The sequence below is a fragment of the Caldimonas taiwanensis NBRC 104434 genome (assembly GCF_001592165.1).
Taxonomy (GTDB): Bacteria; Pseudomonadota; Gammaproteobacteria; order Burkholderiales; family Burkholderiaceae_C; genus Caldimonas; species Caldimonas manganoxidans.
Map to the genome: position 1 here is coordinate 121,664 of NZ_BCWK01000001.1, position 18,049 is coordinate 139,712.

Sequence of the window (18,049 nt, forward strand, 5' to 3'; positions counted from 1 at the left end):
ACGGCTCGTGCGCCGCCACGCTTTGCGGGGCCCTGCGGTGAAAAAAATCGCCCACCGCGAAGGTGGGCGAGAAAGTCCTAAAAAGGACGTCGTTGGGAGACTGTGATCGTGGTGTGATCATGGGCCTATCGCGCGATGCCTGGCGCGGCATCGGTGCGAGGCCGGCGACTGTCGAGTCCGCCCCGTGTGACAGCACGATTCCACTGTAGCCTGCCCGCTGTGCAGAACCCATCCCTCTGAAGGGGGATGCCTGCGAACGTGCGGCATCGCCTGGGGTCCGAGACAGCCTGCGTATGATCTTGACGCACATCAAGCCCGGCCCCTCGCGGTGATGACAAGCTGTGGGCCATACCCCCTTTCAGGAGCGTTTCCATGAAGATCCTCGTCGCCGTCGATGGCAGCGTCTACACCAAGCGCATGTTGGGTTATCTGGCAGCCCATGATGAACTGTTCGGCAGCGCCCATGACTACACCGTGCTGACGGCCGTGCCGGCCGTGCCGCCGCGGGCGGCGGCCGTGATCGACAAGGAAACGCTGGCCGAGTACTACGCCGACGAGGCCGAAAAGGTGCTCAAGCCCGTGCGCACCTTCTTCGACAAGCAAGGGTTGAAGTGCAAGACGGCGCACAAAGTCGGCCACCCCGGGGAGATCATTGCCAAGGCGGCAGCCAGCGGCAAGTTCGACCTGGTGGTCATGGGCTCGCATGGCCACAGCGCCTTGGGCAATCTGGTCATGGGGTCGGTGGCGACCCATGTGATCGCCCATTGCAAGACGCCGGTCTTGCTGGTGCGCTGAACGGGCTCAGCGTGGCGGCCCGCGCAGGCCGTCGAAGCAGGTCGACAGCAAGGTGTCGATGATCTGTGCATCGCTGTACTGACCGCCGGCCTTCAGAAAGCTCAGCACCGGATCGCAGGCCCGGGCGTACAGGGTGTAAAGCACCACTTCCGGCGGCAGGGCCGGGTTGATCTGCCCGCCGGCTTGGGCCGCGACGATCCAGGCGCCCAGCCGCTCACTCAGCGCCATCAGCCGGTCCATGTACTGCCGGTTGGCGATCAGCGCCTGGCGCAGACTGGAGTTCTGCGAGGGCAGGGAAGGCATCTCGCCGGCGAGCTGAACCTCCATCGTCCAGCGTGCGGTGGCGCGCAGCTTGTCGATCGGCGCCAAATGCGCGTCGGCCTCCAGCGTCGCGGTGAAGTCCAGCGCCCGCTGCAGCACGCGGATCATGGCCGCGGCGGCCAGCTCTTCCTTGGACGTGAAGTGCTTGTACAGGCTCGCCTTGGCGATGCCCACATCGGCGGCCACCTCGTCCACGGTCATCATCTCGAAGCCTTTTTCGGCCAGCAGCCGGTTGACCGACGAGACGATGGCGTCTTCGCGGGCGCGAAGCACCTGTTCCTTGAACGACATGCGGGCCATGGGCTGCATTGTAGACCCGCCGTCAGCAAAGCATACGAATCCGTCGAAGCGCAACCATCGGGTCACACAAAATACCAATCGGTTGAAAATGGAACTGATGGGTAATTTTGCTCGGCGGGTCCCGAAGCGGTCCCTGGACGACTTCGGATCCGGCGGGAGAGGCTTTGGGGGACACCGATACAGGGTCAGGCGTATGGCCATGAAGAAATGGTCGACGGCCACCGCGTTGGGCTTTGGACAGCTCGCACCGGCTTGGGACCTGATCGACACGGAGCCGCGGCCCAGCTCAGCGTCTGGATCCCTCAGCGCGGGATCCACCACCGCGCAGCGCGCCACCGCGGCCCGTGGCGCCGTGGGCCGTGAGCCCTTCAAACGTCGTCCTGGCCGAAGCGGTCTTCGTGCGGGGCGTGCGCGTCTTGGGCGCTGCGGTCATGGTGGGTCGGGGCGGGCACCTCGCCGCCCAGGCGGGCTTCCAAGCCGAGCTCGGTGCCCAGATCGGCCGGGTCGGGTTCATAGGCGGGCGCCGCTGGCGCGGGCGCGCGGTTCCAGGGGGGCAATGCAAAGCGGGCCATGGTGCACCTTCCGTGGGGGGCACGGCCTGGGGGGGCGGTGCCTTGTCTCATCTCATGTGTCGGCAGTGTGCGCCCGGCCTGAAGGGGGCGATATCCCGAATTGGAGGGGGATGTGGCGACATTTGCACAGCCCGGCCCCCTCGACTGCGGGGCGGGCGCAGCCTGTGGGGCGCTGCGTTCAGCGACGGGCCAGCGCGGCCGCGTGCTCGGCCTGCACGCCGGCGCGTCCCGCGGCGACGACATAGACCGCCTGCGTGGCCAGCCGGGCGTCGGCGAGCACGGGGTGCGCGGTGGCGCGGAATTCGGCGCGCGCATGGCGGGCGTCCAGGCTCAGCAGCACATAGCCTCGTTCGTCCGAACGCGCATGCTGCAGGTCCGGGTTGCTCGATCGCATCAGCCCCATGGCATAGTCCGGCAGCCCCGCGCTGGTGATCGAGCTGGTGACGAACTCGCTGGCCACCACTGGCGAGCGCGCATCGTTGGGGACCACGCGCAGGTCGGCGGCGACATGGCGGTGTACGTCGCCGCCCAAGACCACCACATCGCGCACCCGGGCTTGCGCGATGCCCCTCAGCAGGCGCTCGCGGGCGGCGGGGTAGCCGTCCCAGCCATCGGTGTAGAGACGGCGTCCCCACGGAGTGTCCACGCCCCACGGGCTCATTTGGGTGGACTGGCCCAGCAGCTTCCACTGTCGGGGGCAGGTGCTCAGGCCGTCGTGCAGCCAGCGTTCCTGATCGCCGCCCAGCATGCTGCGCTGCGCGTCCCCCAGCAGCGCACAGGGCGCGGCCAAGCGTCCGCCCAAGGGGCGCTGTGCACTGGCGCAGGCTTGGGGCGAGCGATACTGCCGAGCATCGAGGGTCCACAGCTCGGCCAGCCGGCCCCAGGGGTAGCGATCGTGGATGCGCATGTGCGGGCCTTGCGGGGCCATCCATGGGGCCAGCGGCAGGTGTTCGAAGTAGGCCTGATAGGCGGCCGCACGCACGGCGAGAAAGGCTTGCGGGTCGGGCAGCAAGGGGCTGCGATCGCCGGCATAGTCGTTTTCGACCTCGTGGTCGTCCCAGGTCAGCACCCAGGGATGGGCAGCATGGGCGGCACGCAGATCGGGGTCGAGCTTGTACCAGGCATGCTGGCGCCGAAAATCGGCCAAGGTGATCGGCCGCGGCCCATGGCGGCGCAGGCGCCGCTGCGGATGGCTGGTTTCGTACAGATAGTCCCCCACGAACAGCACGAAGTCCAGGTCTTGCCGCGCGATCTCGCGGTGCACGGTGAAGTAGCCTTGCTCGTAATGCTGGCAGGACGCCAGCGCCACACGCAGCAGGCCGACTTCGGCGTCCTCGGCCGGCGCCGTGCGGGTGCGGCCCACCGGGCTGCTGGCGCCTGCGCAGTGAAAGCGGTAGTGGTAAGTGCGCCCGCTGGGCAGCCCCTTCACGTCCACATGCACGGCATGGGCCCGTTGCGGGCCGGTCCAGACCTCGCCACGCTGACGCACCTTGCGGAAGTGCTCGTCGTCGGCCACTTCCCACTGCAGCTTCATGGCCACGGGGGGCAGGCCACCGTCAGGCTCCAAAGGGCGTGGTGCCAGCCGGGTCCACAGCACCACGCCATCGGGCCGCGGCATGCCACTGGCCACGCCCAGCGTGAAAGGATCGTCGGTGATGCGAGCGCCGTCGGGCTGGGCTGCCACCGGGGCGGCCAGGCGGGCCAGCGCCACGGCCGCGGCCGTGCGCGAGAGCTGGGTCAGGAAGGCGCGACGGTCGGGCGGGGCAGGCATCGTGCGCAGAATGGTCGCGGAATCGAATGAGTGGAATGAGTGCAGCGGCTCAAGCCACGGGCTCCAAGGCGTGTCGTGCTCCGGCCGCCAAAGCCAGGCCGACGCGATCGAGCAAACTGGCCCGGGCCTGCGGGCCAGAATCATCGCCCAGCTTCCATTGGTGCCAGTGCAAAGCCACCGGCAAACGCACCTCGGGGTGCAAGACTTGCAACTCGCCGCGTTCGACATGGGGGCGCACCTGGAGTTCCGGGGCCACGCCCACGCCCCAGCCCATCACGGCTGCGCGCACATAGGCGTCCGACGAGGGCACGAAGCGTTCGCGCAGGCGGGGTTGTCGCACCCCGAACGCGCGGCTGACCCATTGCGCCTGCATGTCGTCCTTGCGGTTGAAGACGAGGAAGGGCACCTGCGAGAAGTTGCGTCGGTGCAAGCCCTGGGGCAGCTCGCGCGCGACGAAGGCCGGACTGGCCACGGCCACATAAGGCATCACGCCCAGCGGGGTGACGCGGCAGCCCCGCAGGGCTTGGCGCACCGTGCTCACGCAGCCCAACACGGCCCCTTGGCGCAACCAGTCGTGGGTGAAATCCTGGTCGTCCACCACCAGTTCCAGGAAGACGCCGGCTTGCACCAGCGCATCCAAGGCCGGCAGCACCCAAGTGGCCAGGCTGTCGGCATTGACGGCGATCGGCAGCCGATCGTCCGCTCGGCCGGCGGCCTCCAGTTCGCGGGCCACGTCGGCGCGCAGCGCTTGCCACTGACGCGCAAAGCGCAGCAACACCTTGCCGGCCTCGGTCAGTCGCAGCGGACGCGAGCGCACCACCACCGGCTGGCCCAGGCGGGCCTCCAGCGCCCGCAAGCGCTGCGAGACGGCCGACTGCGTGAGGCTCAGCCGCGCCGCGGCGCGCTCGAAGCTGCCTTCGTCCACCAGCGCGGCCAAACATTCCAAGGCGGCAGGGTCCAGATCGTGCATAAGTGGTTCTAATGTAATCGGAACTTTATTCATCTTGCTTCACTGAAGCGCGCCGCCTGCCGACAATGCCCGGATGGTGGCCCCCGATCCGACCCACGCCGTTGTCGTGTCGAACTCGCCTGCCGTGGTGGCAGCCGGGCTGCAAGGCTGGGTCGCGATGGCCGGCTTGATCGTGGCCATCGGCGCGCAAAACGCCTTGGTCTTGCGCCAAGGCTTGGCGCGCCGGCACGTGGGCGCCGTGGTGGCCCTGTGCATCGTGTCGGATTGGATGTTGACCACGCTGGGCGTGATGGGCTTGGGCCGTTGGCTGGCCACCTCGCCGACCTGGTTGGCCGCCATGCGCTATGGCGGGGCCGCTTTCCTGATCGCCTACGGGGCGTTGGCAGCGCGGCGCGCTTGGTCAGGCGCTACGGCCGGCTTGGTGGCCCAAGGGGCCGACCGCGGCCTGGCGCCCACGCTGGCGACGGCGCTGGCGCTGACCTATCTGAACCCCCATGTCTACCTGGACACGGTGGTGCTGATGGGGGCGCTGGGCGCGCAGCATCCGCCGGCGGCGCGCTGGGCCTTCGTGGCCGGCGCGGGGGCGGCCTCGGCCGTGTGGTTTGGCCTGCTGGGCTACGGGGCGCGCCTGGCCTCGGGCTGGCTGCGCCGCCCCGAGGTGTGGCGGGCCTTGGATGCGGCCATCGCCGCGGTGATGTTTTGGATTGCGGCGCAACTGCTGCTGCAACCCCTGGGGGCCTCGGGGGTCTGACCCCCGGGAGGCCCCGTTCCTTCGAAGGAGTCGATCATGCGAGTCATCGTCCTAGGCGCCGGCATCGTCGGCATCAGCACGGCCTGGTACCTGCTGGAGGAAGGTCACGAGGTCACCGTGGTCGACCGTCAGCCCGATGCCGCGCTGGAGACCAGTTTTGCCAATGGCGCCCAGATCTCGGTGAGTTTTTGCGAACCCTGGGCCAGCGCCGGCGCGCCGCTGAAAGTCTTGAAATGGCTGGCCCGCGACGACTCGCCGCTGTTGTTCCGCCCCCGGCTGGACCCGCAGCAGTGGCTGTGGGGTTTGCGCTTCCTCGCCCAGTGCCATGATGCGGCCTTCGAGCGCAATGTGCGCCAGCTCGTGGCCCTGGGCCGCTACAGCCATGAGTCGCTGCAGGAGTTGGTGCAGCGCACCGGCATCGAGTACCAGCGTCTGCAGCGCGGCATCTTGCATTTCTTCTCCACGCCCAAGGACTTCGAGGAAGGCGCCGCCGCCGCCGAGCTGATGCGCAAGTACGGCGTGGACCGCCGCGTGCTCAGCCGGGAAGACGTGCTCAAGGTGGAGCCCGCGCTGGCGGCGTTCGGTTCGCACATTGCGGGCGGCACCTACACGCCCACCGACGAGTCGGGCGATGCCCGCGTCTTCACCCAGCAGTTGGCGCGCCGGTGTGCGCAGCGCGGCGCTCGTTTTCTGTACGAGCATGACATCCTCGGCATCGAGGCCGGTGGGGGCGAGGTGCTCGGCGTGCGCGTGGCCGAGCGCCGCAGCGGTCGGCCGCACACCCTGGTGGCCGATGCCTATGTGGCTGCCTTGGGCTCGTACACCGCGCCATTGCTGCGCCCGCTGGGCGTCGGGCTGGCCATTTACCCGGCCAAGGGCTATTCGGCCACCTTGCGGCTGAAGCATCCCGAACGCGCCAGCGTCGTGAGCCTGCTGGACGACAGCCGCAAGATCGCCATTTCCCGCCTGGGCGAGTTCGTGCGCATTGCGGGCACGGCCGAGCTGGCCGGCTACGACACCGGCCTGGACACGCCCACGGCGCGGGTGCGTTGTCAGGCCTTGCTTGCGCGCTACGAGCAGCTCTTCCCCGGCGTGGCCGACCTGTCCGAGCCCCACTTCTGGGCCGGCCTGCGTCCCAGCACGCCCTCGAACATCCCCTACATCGGCCGCACGCGGGTGGGCCGCCTGTGGGTGAATGCCGGCCACGGCACGCTGGGCTGGACGCACGGCGCCGGCTCGGGGCGCGCCTTGGCCGCGCTGATGAGCGGCCAGCGGCCGGCGCTGGACTTCGGCTTCTACGGGTTCCCGACGGCCGCGGCGTCGGCCCGCCCTTGGCGCCGCGCCGCGGCCTGATCACCCCCGAGACGCCTGGCGGCGCTGGTGCGCCTGACCGGCCGCCACGATGTGCTCGCGCATCCAGACATGGGCCGGATGCCGGTCGTGCCGTTGGTGCCACAGCACCTCCACATGCACGCCTTGCAGGGCCAGTGGGATGGGCTGGATGGCCAGCTCGTCCTCGAAACCGGTGGCCGGTAAAAACTCGTAGGGCAAGACGGTCAACAGGTCCGACCCGGTCACCACGCGCCCGGCGGTGAAAAACTGGTTGACCGTGAGCACCACCCGCCGGCTGCGGCCCAGCGCGGCCAAGGCTTCGTCCACGAAGCCATGCGGGCGCCCGGAAAAGCTCACCAACAAATGGTGGGCCTCACAGAACCGATCGAGCGTGAGTTCGCCTTGCGCCAGGGGGTGGCCTTTGCGCATCACGCACACATAGTGCCCATCGTACAGCCGCTGGTGGTGAATGGTGGCTTGAGCGCCCTCGGCCTCCAGCGCCGCCACGGCCTGCGGGAAGTAGCCAATCGCGAAATCGGCCTCACCGCGCTCCAGCCAGGGACGCGGGTCGCGGGTGGTCAGCGGGACGACCCGCACGTTGGTGAGGGCTTGGGCGGATTCGATGGCCTGCACCAGCGCAGGCAGCAAGGTGGCCGCGGTGGCGTCGGCCATGGCCAGGCGGAAGCTCGCCTCCTGGGTGCGCGGGTCGAAGTGGCGCGGCTCGATGGCCTCGCGCAGACGCTCCAGCGCGGCTCTGACCTCCGGCCACAAGGCCTCGGCCTTGGGCGTGGGCTTCACGCCGAAGGCCGTGCGGGTGAACAGCTCATCGCCCAAGGCCTCACGCAGCCGACGCAAGGCATTGCTGACCGCCGGTTGGGTCATGGCCAGACGCTGCGCGGCCCGCGTCAGGTTTTGTTCGGCCATCACCTGGTCGAACACCCGTAGCAAATTGAGGTCCAGGGTGCGGAAGCTCATGCGGCGATCATGACATAAAGAATGTGAATATCAGTGATTTCAACAATCCATTGGCAACATACCTAGGGTTTACCCTAGACTTCCTTCCGTCACGTCGCAACAGGCGTGTACGGAAAGGAGATCACCATGTCTGCCACGACCATCAAGCTCCCGTCGGCCCCGGTCAAGACCGCTCCTCCGCGCGGTGCGGCTTGGGCAGCTCGTCTCTTCGCGGGCCTGCTGCAGGGCTTGCGCACCGTGGGTCGCCACCTCATCGAGCAGCGTCAGCGCTGGGCACAGGCGCGCGCCATCCAGGAGATGCTGCGTCTGGCCGACAGCTACAGCGTCTCGCAGCCGGGCTTTGCCGCCGAACTGCGCGCCGCGGCCGCGCGTTTGCAGTCCGAAGACGACGAGTCCGCGCGGACATGAGCGCTGCGGCCTTCGCCATCGGCGTGGGCGCATGAAAAAAGCCGCCCTCGGGCGGCTTTTTGCTTGGAAGGCAAGGCTTGCTCAGGCAGCCAGACGCTGCGCCAAGCGCTCCTTGGTGTCGATCAGTTCACGGGGCAGGCCGTGCGCGAGCTGCTGGAACAGCTCTTCATGCAGTTTCAGCTCCTCTTGCCAGGCTTGCAGGTCCAGACTGGTGACCTGGGCATATTGCTCACGGCTGAACTCCAGCCCCGCCCAGTGCAGATCGCCGTAGCGAGGCGTGACCCCGAAGACATGCTCCTGGCCTTGGCCGTGGCCTTCGATGCGGTCGATCATCCACTTCAGCACGCGCATGTTTTCGCCGAAGCCCGGCCACACGAAGCGGCCGGCTTCGTCTTTGCGGAACCAGTTGACGGTGTAGATCTTCGGCAGGCGGGCGCCGCTGCGTTGGAGCTGTTCGCCCAGGTCGAGCCAGTGCCGGAAGTACTCGGCCATGTTGTAGCCGGCAAAGGGCAGCATCGCGAAGGGGTCGCGGCGCACCACGCCTTGTTGGCCGAAGGCCGCGGCGGTGGTTTCCGAGCCCATGGTGGCGGCCATGTAGACGCCTTCGACCCAGTTGCGCGCCTCGGTCACCAGCGGCACGGTCGTGCTGCGGCGGCCGCCGAAGATGAAGGCATCGATGGGCACGCCGGCGGGGTCGTCCCAGGCCGGGTCGAGGGCCGGGTTGTTGGTGGCTGCCACGGTGAAGCGGGCATTGGGGTGGGCGGCTTTGCGGCCGGTCTCCTTGGCGATTTGCGGCGTCCAGTCCTGGCCTTGCCAGTCCAGCGCGTGCTCAGGCGCCGGGCCCATGCCTTCCCACCACACGTCACCGTCGTCGGTGAGCGCCACGTTGGTGAAGATCACGTTCTCGCGCAGCGAGGCCATGCAGTTCGGGTTGGTCTGCTCGTTCGTGCCCGGGGCCACGCCGAAGTAGCCGGCTTCGGGGTTGATCGCATACAGGCGGCCGTCGGGGCCGGGCTTGATCCAGGCGATGTCGTCGCCGATGGTCGTGACCTTCCAACCCTCGAAGCCCTTGGGCGGGATCAGCATCGCGAAATTGGTCTTGCCGCAGGCGCTCGGGAAGGCCGCGGCAATGTGGTACTTCTTGCCCTGCGGGTTGGTCACGCCCAGGATGAGCATGTGCTCGGCCAGCCAGCCTTGCGCACGGCCCATCGTGGAGGCAATACGCAGCGCAAAGCATTTCTTGCCCAGCAAGGCGTTGCCGCCGTAGCCTGAGCCGTAGCTCCAAATCTCGCGGGTTTCCGGATAGTGGACGATGTATTTGGTGGTCGGGTTGCACGGCCAGGCCACGTCCTTCTGGCCGGGCGCCAGCGGCGCGCCCACGCTGTGCACGCAAGGCACGAAGTCGCCATCGGTGCCCAGCACGTCGAAGACGGCCCGACCCATGCGGGTCATCAGGCGCATGTTCACCGCCACATAGGGGCTGTCCGACAGCTCGATGCCGATGTGGGCGATCGGCGAGCCCAACGGGCCCATCGAGAACGGCACCACGTACATCGTGCGTCCGCGCATGCAGCCTTTGAACAAGGCGTTGGGCCCCGTCTGCAAGATGGCACGCATCTCCTCGGGAGCCACCCAGTTGTTCGTCGGACCGGCGTCTTCCTTGCGGCGGCTGCAGATGAAGGTGCGGTCTTCCACCCGTGCCACGTCGCTGGGGTCACTCCAGGCCAGATAGCTGCCCGGCCGTTTGGCCGGATTGAGCCGCCGGAAGGTGCCCGATTGCACCAATTGCTCGCACAGCTGGTCGTATTCGGCCTGGCTGCCATCGCACCAGTGGATGGCCGCCGGCTCGGTCAGCGCAGCCATCTCAGCCACCCAGGCCAAGACCTTGGCGTTTTTGACATAAGCCGGCGCCTGCAAGCGCAGGCCCTGCATGACGGGTTGGTTCATGGTCGCTCCAAACTCAAAAAGCCCACAACGGAATTTGGACAACCTCGAACGGGAACCCGCCGTAAAAACACGGGCACGGGGAAGCAGGCACGGGGGGCCGGCGCTCGGGGTTCGCCAAATGCCGCAGGGCGACGCCTCGATCTCGGGCGCATCGCAGGGCTTGCCGTGGCCCGGTGGGGGGCCGTCCGGCAAGGCGGTTTGCTCAGTGTAATCCGGTGGTAACTCCGGGGCGACCTGGGGTTATGCAATTTCGGTATGGGAACATGCCGGGCGCATCGGTCGGTGTGCGAAAGCAGGCCGGCGGTGGTCCATTCAGCACATTCAGTAAGATGCGGGGGCGTCCCGATCCGTGCCGTGCGCCCATGGTCTGCGCTTCCTGTTCGCGTCGCCGTCTGCTGCATGCCGCCAGTGCGATGTCGCTGGCGGCCTGGTTGGGGCCGACCCAGGCCCAGCAGCGGCGCCCCCAAACGCAGGCCTTGCTGGTGGGGGTGGCCACCGCATTGCATGACAGCGGCTTTGCGCTGCACATTCGCCGTGCCATGGCCCGCGACACCGGCCTGGCCGTGGACACCATCCCCGGCCCCAGCGAGCGCATGCTGGCCTGGCTGGAACAAGGAGAAATCGACGTGGCCATCACCCATGCGCCGCAGGCCGAGGAGGCCTTGCTGAAGCAGGGCCTGGTGCACGATCGGCGTTTCGTGGCATCCAATCGGTTCGTGCTGGCCGGGCCGATGCAGCCCCAGGCTGCACCGGCCCAGGGGCGCAAGGCCCTGCCCTCGCGCGACCCACTGGGCCTGGCCGGCAGCACCGACGTGGCCGCGGCCTTGGCGCGGCTGGCCGAGGCCGGCGCGCAGGGGCAGGCGCTGTTCGTGGCGCCGGCCGAGCGTACCGGTGCGCGGGCCAAGGAGCGCCAGCTGTGGCAGGCCGCCGGCCTGGAGCCCCAGGGGCCCTGGTATCAACAGGCCGTCGGCGGCATGGGCGAGACGCTCGCCCAGGCCAATGAACGGGGAGCCTATGTGCTGGTGGAGCGCGGCGTTTGGCTGGCCTCGCGCCAGCGCGAGCGGCTGGGCGTCGTCATCGACGGTGACGTGCGCCTGATCGACCTGTACCACGCGATGCGCTCGTTTCGCGTGAACCATCCGGCCGGCAAGCTCTTCCTCGACTGGCTGACCGGGCCCATCGGGCGGCGGGCCGTGGCCTCGGCGCCCGGGGGCTATCAGGCCGTGCGGCCAGGCCGCTGAGGTGCGGATGCCGCGGTCTGGTCGAGTGTTGTCGGTCCAGGTGGGGGTGGCGCAGCCGCTGCACATCCAGGGCCGCGAGGTGCTCAGCGCCTACGCCAAACGGCCGGTCCAGGCGCCGGTGGCGGTGCGGCGCCTGGGGCTGCAAGGCGACGAGCAGGCCGACCCCAGTGTGCATGGCGGGTTGTCCAAGGCGGTGTACGCCTATCCTGTCGAACACTATGCGTTCTGGCGCACGGTGCGCGCCCAGGCCCGTGTGGCGGCCTGGGACGCCGAGCTGCCCTTCGGCGCCCTGGGCGAGAACCTCACGCTCAGCGGTCTGACCGAAACCGAGGCCTGGATCGGTGACGTGCTGCGTTTTCCACACTGCGCGCTGGCCATCAGCGAGCCCCGTTACCCGTGTTTCAAGTTCGAGCATGCGATGGGCTTTCGCCAGTCGGCGCGGCTGATGGTCCAGTCGGGTTACTGCGGCTTTTATCTCGCCGTGCGCGAGGAAGGACACGTGAGCCCCGGCGACCCCTTCGAGCTGGTGCCCGGCCCGCGCGAGGTGAGCATCGCCGAACTCTTCGCGGCGCGGATGCGGCGCTGAGCCCTCAGCCCAGCCAGCCACGGCGCCGCAGCCACCCGAACAGCGGGCCGGCCAGCAGCACCACGGCGGCCATGCGCGTGACATGGAAGGCGGTGACGATGGGCACGCCCAGCTGCAACACCTTGGCGGTGATGCACATTTCCGCTATGCCGCCCGGCGAGGTGCCCAGCATCACCGTGGCCGGGTGCAGCCCCATCCAGCGGGCCAGCACCCAGGCGAAGCCTGCGCACGACACGATCATCGCCAGCGTGCCGGCCGCCACCGTGGCCAGCCAACGCGGGGCGGTGTGCAGGAAGGCCGGCGTGAAGCGCGTGCCCAGCGCCACACCGATGAAGACTTGCCCCAGGTGCGTCATCCATGCCGGCAGAGCCGACAGCTCGATGCCACACGCCGTGAGCGTGGCCGCCACGGCCAGGGAGCCCAAGATCCACGGGGTGGGTTTGCCCAGGTGCTGCAACACCAGGGCGCCGGCGCAGGTCAGCGCGATCAGTAACACCAGCCCACCGCCATGCACCTGCGCCGGGCCGGGGATGAAGGGGTCCAGGCCGCGCAGCCCCAGCGCCTGGAAGCCAAACGGGATGAGCAGCACCACCAGCAGGATGCGCACACTGTGGGCCGAGGCGACCAGGTCCACCCGGCCGCCGTGGCGCTCGGCCAGCAGGGCCATCTCCGAGGCGCCGCCGATGGCGCTGGCGAAATAGGTGGTGGCCGCATCCAAGCCCGGCGTGCCGCGGTTCAGGCGCGCCAGCACCAGGCTGAAAACCAGCCCCAAGCTCAACGCCCAGGCGATGCCGGCCAGGATGCCGCCTGCATGGCGAACCACCACGCTGACCACCTGCGGGGTGAAATACAAGCCCAAGGCCGTGCCGATCGCCCAGTGGCCGGCACTGCGCAGCGTGCGGCTGCTTTGCAAGGGCCATCCGGCCATGCTGCCGGCGGCCGTGACGAGCAAGGGCCCAAGCATCCAGGGCAAGGGAGTGTGCAGGCGCTCACAAACAATGCCGGCCAGCAGGGCCAGACCCAGCGTGAAGGCCAAGCGCGCCGGCCGTGGCCAGGAGGACAAATGACGGGCAGGGCTCAAAGGTGCGGAGGGTTCGAGACGACATCCAACGCCGGCGCGGCCGGGGCGGCCAGCCACCATGTTCCAAGGCCGTGGGCAGCGGCCTAGGAGGCAACGACCCTCGTGACGCGCTTTGCTCGTTCCCCGGAGGGGGGTGGTCAGTGCCTTCGGGCGGCCGTGCGAAACCGACATGCTAGACCAACAGCCCGCAGTCCGCTGGGTTTCACCGGCCGGCGTGCGCGTCTGGGTTGACAATGGGTGCGGTGCTCGCGCATGGGGGCCGCAAGCTTGCTGGAAAACCCTATAATGCGAATCGTTCTCATTACAGATGGATGACGTGACTTCTGCCTCTCCTACGGCCGCGCAGACTTGGGCCGACCTGGACGTGCGGCATTTGCCCGGCGCGGGCGAGCCGGGTCTGGGCCGTCGTGAGCGCGTGCTTGCTTTGGCTGCGGTGGTTGCGGCCCATGTGGGGGCTGGTTGGGGCTTGATGCAGATCGAGGCGGTGCGCACCGTCGTGGGCCAGGCCGCGCCGATCTTCGTGGAATTCGTGACCGCCGCGCCGCCGCCACCGGCCCCGGTGCCGCCGCCCCCGCCGCCGCCCCCGCCGCGGCCCGTGGTGCGCAAGCCGCCCCCGCCGGCGCCAGTGATTGCCGCGCCGGCCCCGCCGCAGCCGGCGCCAGCGCCGTTCGTGGTGCCCGAGCCGCCCGCCGAGCCCGCCCCGCCACCGGAGCCGGCCGTGGCCTTGACGCCGCCGGCCCCGCCAGCGCCGCCGGCGCCCCCGGCCCCGCAGCCCAAGACCGTGTCGGCCAGTGCGGTGCAGTACCTCACGCCGCCGCGGGTGCAGTACCCGATGTTGTCGCGGCGTCTGGGAGAAAAGGGCCGCGTCGTGCTGCTGGTGCTGGTGGATGAGCAGGGCCGGCCTGTGCAAGCGCGTGTGCAGACGTCTTCGGGCTACCAGCGGCTGGATGATGCCGCCGTTGCCGCCATGCGCGGCGCGCGCTTCCGTCCCTATACCGAGAACGGCGTGCCCCAGGCGGTTTGGGTGCCCGCTCCCATCGTTTTTGATTTGGAGAGTTGATCGTGAATTCCGAAACCACCTTGGGCTTTGGCCATTTCATCGCCCAGGCCGATGCCGTGGGCAAGACCTTGCTGGTCGTGTTGCTGCTGATGTCGGCGCTGTCGTGGTATCTGATTCTGATGAAGGGCATCACGGCCTACCTGCGCAAGCGCCGCAGCGAGGCTTTCTTGAACTTCTTCTGGAATGCCAGTTCGCTGGAGCAGGTGCAAAACGAAATCGCCACCCATGGCGTGCGTGATCCCTTCTCGCATCTGACGGCCCACGCGATGCATGCGCAGGCTCACCATGCCAAGTACGGCGCGGCCAAACTGGAAGAAGCCGGCAGCGCGCAAGACTTTCTCACCCGCACGATGAAGAAGGTGCTGGACGAGGAAAACACGCGCTTGGAAAACGGCTTGACCGTGCTGGCCACCATTGGATCGACCGCGCCTTTCGTCGGCTTGTTCGGCACGGTCTGGGGCGTGTACCACGCGCTGGTGGCCATCGGCATGAGCGGAGCGGGCACCTTGGACAAAGTCGCAGGCCCGGTGGGCGAGGCTCTGATCATGACGGGCTTGGGGCTGGCCGTGGCCATTCCCGCGGTGATGGGCTACAACTGGCTGACCCGCAGCAACCGGGTGCTGGCCGCCAAGCTCGATTCCTTCGCGTTCGATCTGTTCGCGTTCTTGTCCACCGGGCAGGCGCTCGGCGGTGGCGCGAAGGCCGAGAACGTGCGCTCGCTCAAGCCGGCGGCCAAAGCCTGAGAGCGGCGGTCAGGAGTTTTGCAATGGCGTTCGGCAGTTTTGACAACAAGTCCTCCGGCTCGGTGATGTCGGAGATCAACATGGTGCCGCTCATCGACGTGATGCTGGTGCTGTTGGTGATCTTCATCGTCACCGCCCCGCTGCTCACGCATTCGGTCAAGCTCGACTTGCCGCAAGTGAATGCGCATGAAAACCAGCTCAAGCCCGAGAAGGTCGAGTTCGCGATCGACGCGGCCGGCACGCGATACTGGAACGGCGAGGTGGTCACGCGCGAGCAAGCCATCGAGCGCTTCAAGATCGAAGGCGCGCGGCCGCAGGAGCAGCGACCCGAAGTGCATTTGCGTGCCGATCAGGCCGTGCCCTATCGTTTCGTGGCCGAAACCTTGGCCGATGCCTCGAAGGCCGGGTTGACCAAGATCGGTTTCATCAGCGAACCCGAGGATCGCTGAACATCCCGCCCCACCGGCCGCAAGTCCAGGACCCAGGCCCCCGTGCGTGTCACGTCACGGCCCCAGGCAAGCCCCTCGAATCCGCACCAGCCTTGCTGTGGAGCTTCGCCATGCCTGAGTCTTTTCTCGTCCCCGTGCAGCGACTCTTTCGGGTGCGCGTGGCGTCTTGCGCCAGCTTGCTCGCGCGGGGCGCCAGCGCCGGCCGGCGGCATGCACCCGATGGTGTGGACGACCGGGGCGACGGCTTGCACCTACCCCTGACGGGCGGGTACGGCGTGGTCGGTCCTCAGCGCCAGCCTGCGCTTCTGACCCGTCACCGCCAGCTTTGCAGAAAGAGAGCCAGCCATGCCCCGACATTTCTGGGTACTTGCCCATCGTTACGCCGGCCTGGCGATCGCGGGTTTTCTCGTGATCGCCGGTCTGACCGGCAGCCTGCTTGCCTTCCATGACGAGATCGACACCGCGCTGAACCCCGAGCTGATGCTCGTGCAGGAGCGCACCGACCAGCCGCCGCTGGATCCGCTGGTGCTGCGCGAGCGTGTGGAACAGGCGCTGCCGGGCAACGCCCACCTGGACTACCACCCACTGCACCGCGAGCCGGGCCGCTCGCACAAGCTCTACGCCTGGCGCTTGGTCGGCCCCGAGGGTGCGCAGACCCTGCGCTTTTACGAGGTGTTCGCCGACCCCTACACCGCCGAGGTGCTGGGCGAGCGCGAACGTGGCGCCTGGATCTTCGACCGCGTCCACTTCATGCCGCTGGTCTATCAGTTGCACTACGCGCTGACCATTCCCTACCCCTGGGGCATGTGGCTCTTTGGGGTGATCTCCTTCGTGTGGTTGTTCGACAGCTTCGTGGGCTTCTACCTCACCTTGCCCCGTCGCCGCCAGGGCTTCTGGCGCGGCTGGAAGCCGGCCTGGATGGTGAAGTGGTCTGCCAGCGCCTACCGCATCAACTTCGACCTGCACCGCGCGCTGAGCCTGTGGCTGTGGGGCATGTTGATCGTCTATGCGGTCTCCAGCGTGAGCCTGAACCTCAAAGACGAGCTGTACCTGCCGGTGCTCAAGCGCATCGTGCCGACGGTGGATGCGCATGAACACTTGCCCGATCTGCACCATGCCCCGCTGATGCAGGCCAACATGAGCTGGGAGCAAGCGCGCGAGCGCGGGCGCGAACTGATGGCCGCGCGGGCGGCGCGTCATGGTTTCGTGATCCAGCAAGAAGATGCATTGATGTTTGCCCGCGAACACGGCGCTTGGTACTACTCGGTGATCAGCGATCAGGACTTCGCCGACGACCATGGGCACACCGTCGTCTACTTCTCGGCGCAAGACCCGCATGGCGCCGAACTCGCCTTCGAGCATCCCAAGATCGCGCCGGGCAATACCTTCACGAGCTGGCTGGCCGCCTTGCACATGGGCAAGGTGTTCGGCCTGCCCTACCGCATCCTCGTGGTGGTCATGGGGCTGGTGATCACCGTCTTGAGCATCACTGGCGTGGTGATTTGGTGGCGCAAACGCCGTGGCCGCCGAGCCGTGCCGGCCGAGGCCCCGGTTGCCGCCACGGCGGCGCCGCGCATGCGTGAAGACCCGACCTGAGACGCAAGTCTTCCCTCGACCCTCCCGCAGGATGCCTGTCCGCCCCCCGGCCGCAGCGCCGGTGCGCCCGGCGTTTCCCCTTGAGACGCCGGGGTTCGCAACACCCTTGCTTTAGATCAGGATGTTATTTATGTATGGGTGACTCATAGCCTGAGCGAATGTATGATCCAGCCTCGTTCTGCTGCATTGCAGCAGGACCCGGCCCGCGTCAGCCGCCCGTCTGGCGCTCGCTTGAAGTCTGCGCTGTCTCGCTGTCTTTCCCATCTTCTCGACCATGAGTGCCTTCAACGAAGAACGTGTGCTGAGCGTGCGTCATTGGACCGACCGTCTGTTCAGCTTCAAGACCACTCGCGACCAGGCTTTCCGCTTCCAGAACGGCCATTTCACGATGATCGGTCTGAAAGTCGATGGCAAGCCGCTGCTGCGGGCCTACAGCGTGGCCAGCGCCAATTACGAGGATCACCTCGAGTTTTTCAGCATCAAAGTGCCCAATGGGCCGCTGACCTCACGCTTGCAGCATTTGAAGGAAGGCGACACGATTCTCGTGGGTCGCAAGCCCACCGGCACCTTGCTGCTGGACTATTTGCTGCCCGGCAAGCGCCTGTACCTGTTGGCCACGGGCACGGGGCTGGCGCCGTTCCTCAGCGTGATTCGCGACCCGCACACCTACGAGCGCTTCGAGCAAGTGGTGCTGGTGCATGGCTGCCGTTATGCGGCCGAGCTGGCCTATCAGGATCTCATCACCGAAGAGCTGCCCAAACATGAATTCCTGGGCGAACTGGCTTCCGAGCAGTTGTTGTACTACCCCACGGTCACGCGTGAGCCCTACCGCAACCAGGGCCGCATCACCACGTTGATCGAAACCGGCAAGCTCTTCGAGGACCTCGGCCTGCCCTTGCTCGACCGCGAGCACGACCGCGTGATGATCTGCGGCAGCCCGGCCATGCTGCGGGACCTCAAAGGCATGCTGGATGCGCGCGGCTTCCATGAGGGCAACACCTCGCGGCCCGGCGACTATGTGATCGAGCGAGCCTTCGCCGATCAGTGAGCGGCCCCGCGGCGCACCCGGCCCCTGCGGCCCCTGCCAGAGGCAGGGGCCGCCGTCCATGGGCCCGCCGATCCCGCCGCAAGGGCGGGGCCCTGAGGGCCTT

Annotated in this window: 18 protein-coding genes; 11 read left to right on the plus strand and 7 right to left on the minus strand. The window is 67.9% G+C overall.

The window, feature by feature from the left end; genetic code table 11:
* The first annotated feature begins 372 nt into the window (after positions 1-372).
* Positions 373-795 (plus strand): universal stress protein, encoded by a 423-nt coding sequence (locus tag CTA01S_RS00650; RefSeq protein ID WP_019561478.1) that lies wholly within the window; start codon positions 373-375, stop codon positions 793-795.
* Between the two features lie 6 nt (positions 796-801).
* Here CTA01S_RS00650 and CTA01S_RS00655 read toward each other — a convergent pair whose 3' ends face one another.
* From CTA01S_RS00655 to CTA01S_RS00670, 4 genes are all read right to left on the minus strand, one after another.
* The gene (locus CTA01S_RS00655; protein WP_026330278.1) at positions 802-1,416 is read right to left on the minus strand and encodes a TetR/AcrR family transcriptional regulator; all 615 of its coding nucleotides are present in this window, start codon (positions 1,414-1,416) and stop codon (positions 802-804) included.
* A 368-nt stretch (positions 1,417-1,784) separates the two neighbouring features.
* Entirely contained in the window at positions 1,785-1,988 is a 204-nt protein-coding gene (locus CTA01S_RS00660) for a hypothetical protein (protein ID WP_062191039.1), read from the minus strand.
* Between the two features lie 178 nt (positions 1,989-2,166).
* Positions 2,167-3,759 carry an alkaline phosphatase D family protein gene (locus CTA01S_RS00665; protein ID WP_062191041.1) on the minus strand — a complete coding sequence of 531 codons (1,593 nt, stop codon included), beginning with the start codon at positions 3,757-3,759 and terminating at the stop codon, positions 2,167-2,169.
* A gap of 49 nt (positions 3,760-3,808) precedes the next feature.
* Positions 3,809-4,729, minus strand: coding sequence for a LysR family transcriptional regulator ArgP (locus CTA01S_RS00670; RefSeq protein ID WP_062191043.1), 921 nt, complete (start codon positions 4,727-4,729; stop codon positions 3,809-3,811).
* Positions 4,730-4,802: 73 nt separating this feature from the next.
* Here CTA01S_RS00670 and CTA01S_RS00675 point away from each other — a divergent pair, with 73 nt between their 5' ends.
* Both CTA01S_RS00675 and CTA01S_RS00680 read left to right on the plus strand, forming a co-directional pair.
* Positions 4,803-5,480: a LysE/ArgO family amino acid transporter gene (locus tag CTA01S_RS00675; RefSeq protein WP_062191045.1), complete on the plus strand. Its 678-nt coding sequence runs from the start codon at positions 4,803-4,805 to the stop codon at positions 5,478-5,480.
* A 36-nt stretch (positions 5,481-5,516) separates the two neighbouring features.
* Complete coding sequence (locus CTA01S_RS00680; RefSeq protein WP_019561472.1) at positions 5,517-6,833, plus strand: D-amino acid dehydrogenase; 1,317 nt, start codon at positions 5,517-5,519, stop codon at positions 6,831-6,833.
* Here CTA01S_RS00680 and CTA01S_RS00685 read toward each other — a convergent pair whose 3' ends face one another.
* Positions 6,834-7,787 carry a LysR family transcriptional regulator gene (locus CTA01S_RS00685; protein WP_062191047.1) on the minus strand — a complete coding sequence of 318 codons (954 nt, stop codon included), beginning with the start codon at positions 7,785-7,787 and terminating at the stop codon, positions 6,834-6,836.
* A gap of 126 nt (positions 7,788-7,913) precedes the next feature.
* On the opposite strand from CTA01S_RS00685, the gene CTA01S_RS00690 reads away from it, so the two are divergent.
* The gene (locus CTA01S_RS00690) at positions 7,914-8,195 is read left to right on the plus strand and encodes a hypothetical protein (protein WP_157451263.1); all 282 of its coding nucleotides are present in this window, start codon (positions 7,914-7,916) and stop codon (positions 8,193-8,195) included.
* 81 nt (positions 8,196-8,276) lie between these two features.
* Here CTA01S_RS00690 and CTA01S_RS00695 read toward each other — a convergent pair whose 3' ends face one another.
* Positions 8,277-10,142 (minus strand): phosphoenolpyruvate carboxykinase (GTP), encoded by a 1,866-nt coding sequence (locus tag CTA01S_RS00695; protein WP_062191052.1) that lies wholly within the window; start codon positions 10,140-10,142, stop codon positions 8,277-8,279.
* A 362-nt stretch (positions 10,143-10,504) separates the two neighbouring features.
* Between CTA01S_RS00695 and CTA01S_RS00700 the strand changes: the two genes are divergently transcribed.
* Both CTA01S_RS00700 and CTA01S_RS00705 read left to right on the plus strand, forming a co-directional pair.
* On the plus strand, positions 10,505-11,383 hold the full coding sequence (locus CTA01S_RS00700) for a substrate-binding domain-containing protein (protein ID WP_019561468.1): 879 nt from the start codon (positions 10,505-10,507) through the stop codon (positions 11,381-11,383).
* A gap of 7 nt (positions 11,384-11,390) precedes the next feature.
* Positions 11,391-11,969 (plus strand): MOSC domain-containing protein, encoded by a 579-nt coding sequence (locus CTA01S_RS00705; protein ID WP_062191055.1) that lies wholly within the window; start codon positions 11,391-11,393, stop codon positions 11,967-11,969.
* 4 nt (positions 11,970-11,973) lie between these two features.
* Here the strand turns inward: CTA01S_RS00705 and CTA01S_RS00710 are convergent, their stop codons facing one another.
* The gene (locus CTA01S_RS00710) at positions 11,974-13,032 is read right to left on the minus strand and encodes an AbrB family transcriptional regulator (RefSeq protein WP_062191453.1); all 1,059 of its coding nucleotides are present in this window, start codon (positions 13,030-13,032) and stop codon (positions 11,974-11,976) included.
* A 325-nt stretch (positions 13,033-13,357) separates the two neighbouring features.
* Between CTA01S_RS00710 and CTA01S_RS00715 the strand changes: the two genes are divergently transcribed.
* The 5 genes from CTA01S_RS00715 to CTA01S_RS00735 all read left to right on the plus strand — a co-directional run bounded on the left by CTA01S_RS00715 (position 13,358) and on the right by CTA01S_RS00735 (position 17,946).
* Positions 13,358-14,110, plus strand: coding sequence for an energy transducer TonB (locus CTA01S_RS00715; protein ID WP_062191058.1), 753 nt, complete (start codon positions 13,358-13,360; stop codon positions 14,108-14,110).
* Between the two features lie 2 nt (positions 14,111-14,112).
* Complete coding sequence (locus CTA01S_RS00720; protein ID WP_371326073.1) at positions 14,113-14,853, plus strand: MotA/TolQ/ExbB proton channel family protein; 741 nt, start codon at positions 14,113-14,115, stop codon at positions 14,851-14,853.
* 23 nt (positions 14,854-14,876) lie between these two features.
* The gene (locus CTA01S_RS00725) at positions 14,877-15,302 is read left to right on the plus strand and encodes an ExbD/TolR family protein (RefSeq protein ID WP_062191064.1); all 426 of its coding nucleotides are present in this window, start codon (positions 14,877-14,879) and stop codon (positions 15,300-15,302) included.
* A 345-nt stretch (positions 15,303-15,647) separates the two neighbouring features.
* Positions 15,648-16,898, plus strand: a complete 1,251-nt coding sequence (locus CTA01S_RS00730; protein ID WP_062191066.1) for a PepSY-associated TM helix domain-containing protein — start codon at positions 15,648-15,650, stop codon at positions 16,896-16,898.
* A gap of 274 nt (positions 16,899-17,172) precedes the next feature.
* Entirely contained in the window at positions 17,173-17,946 is a 774-nt protein-coding gene (locus CTA01S_RS00735) for a ferredoxin--NADP reductase (protein ID WP_019561086.1), read from the plus strand.
* Positions 17,947-18,049 lie beyond the last annotated feature (103 nt).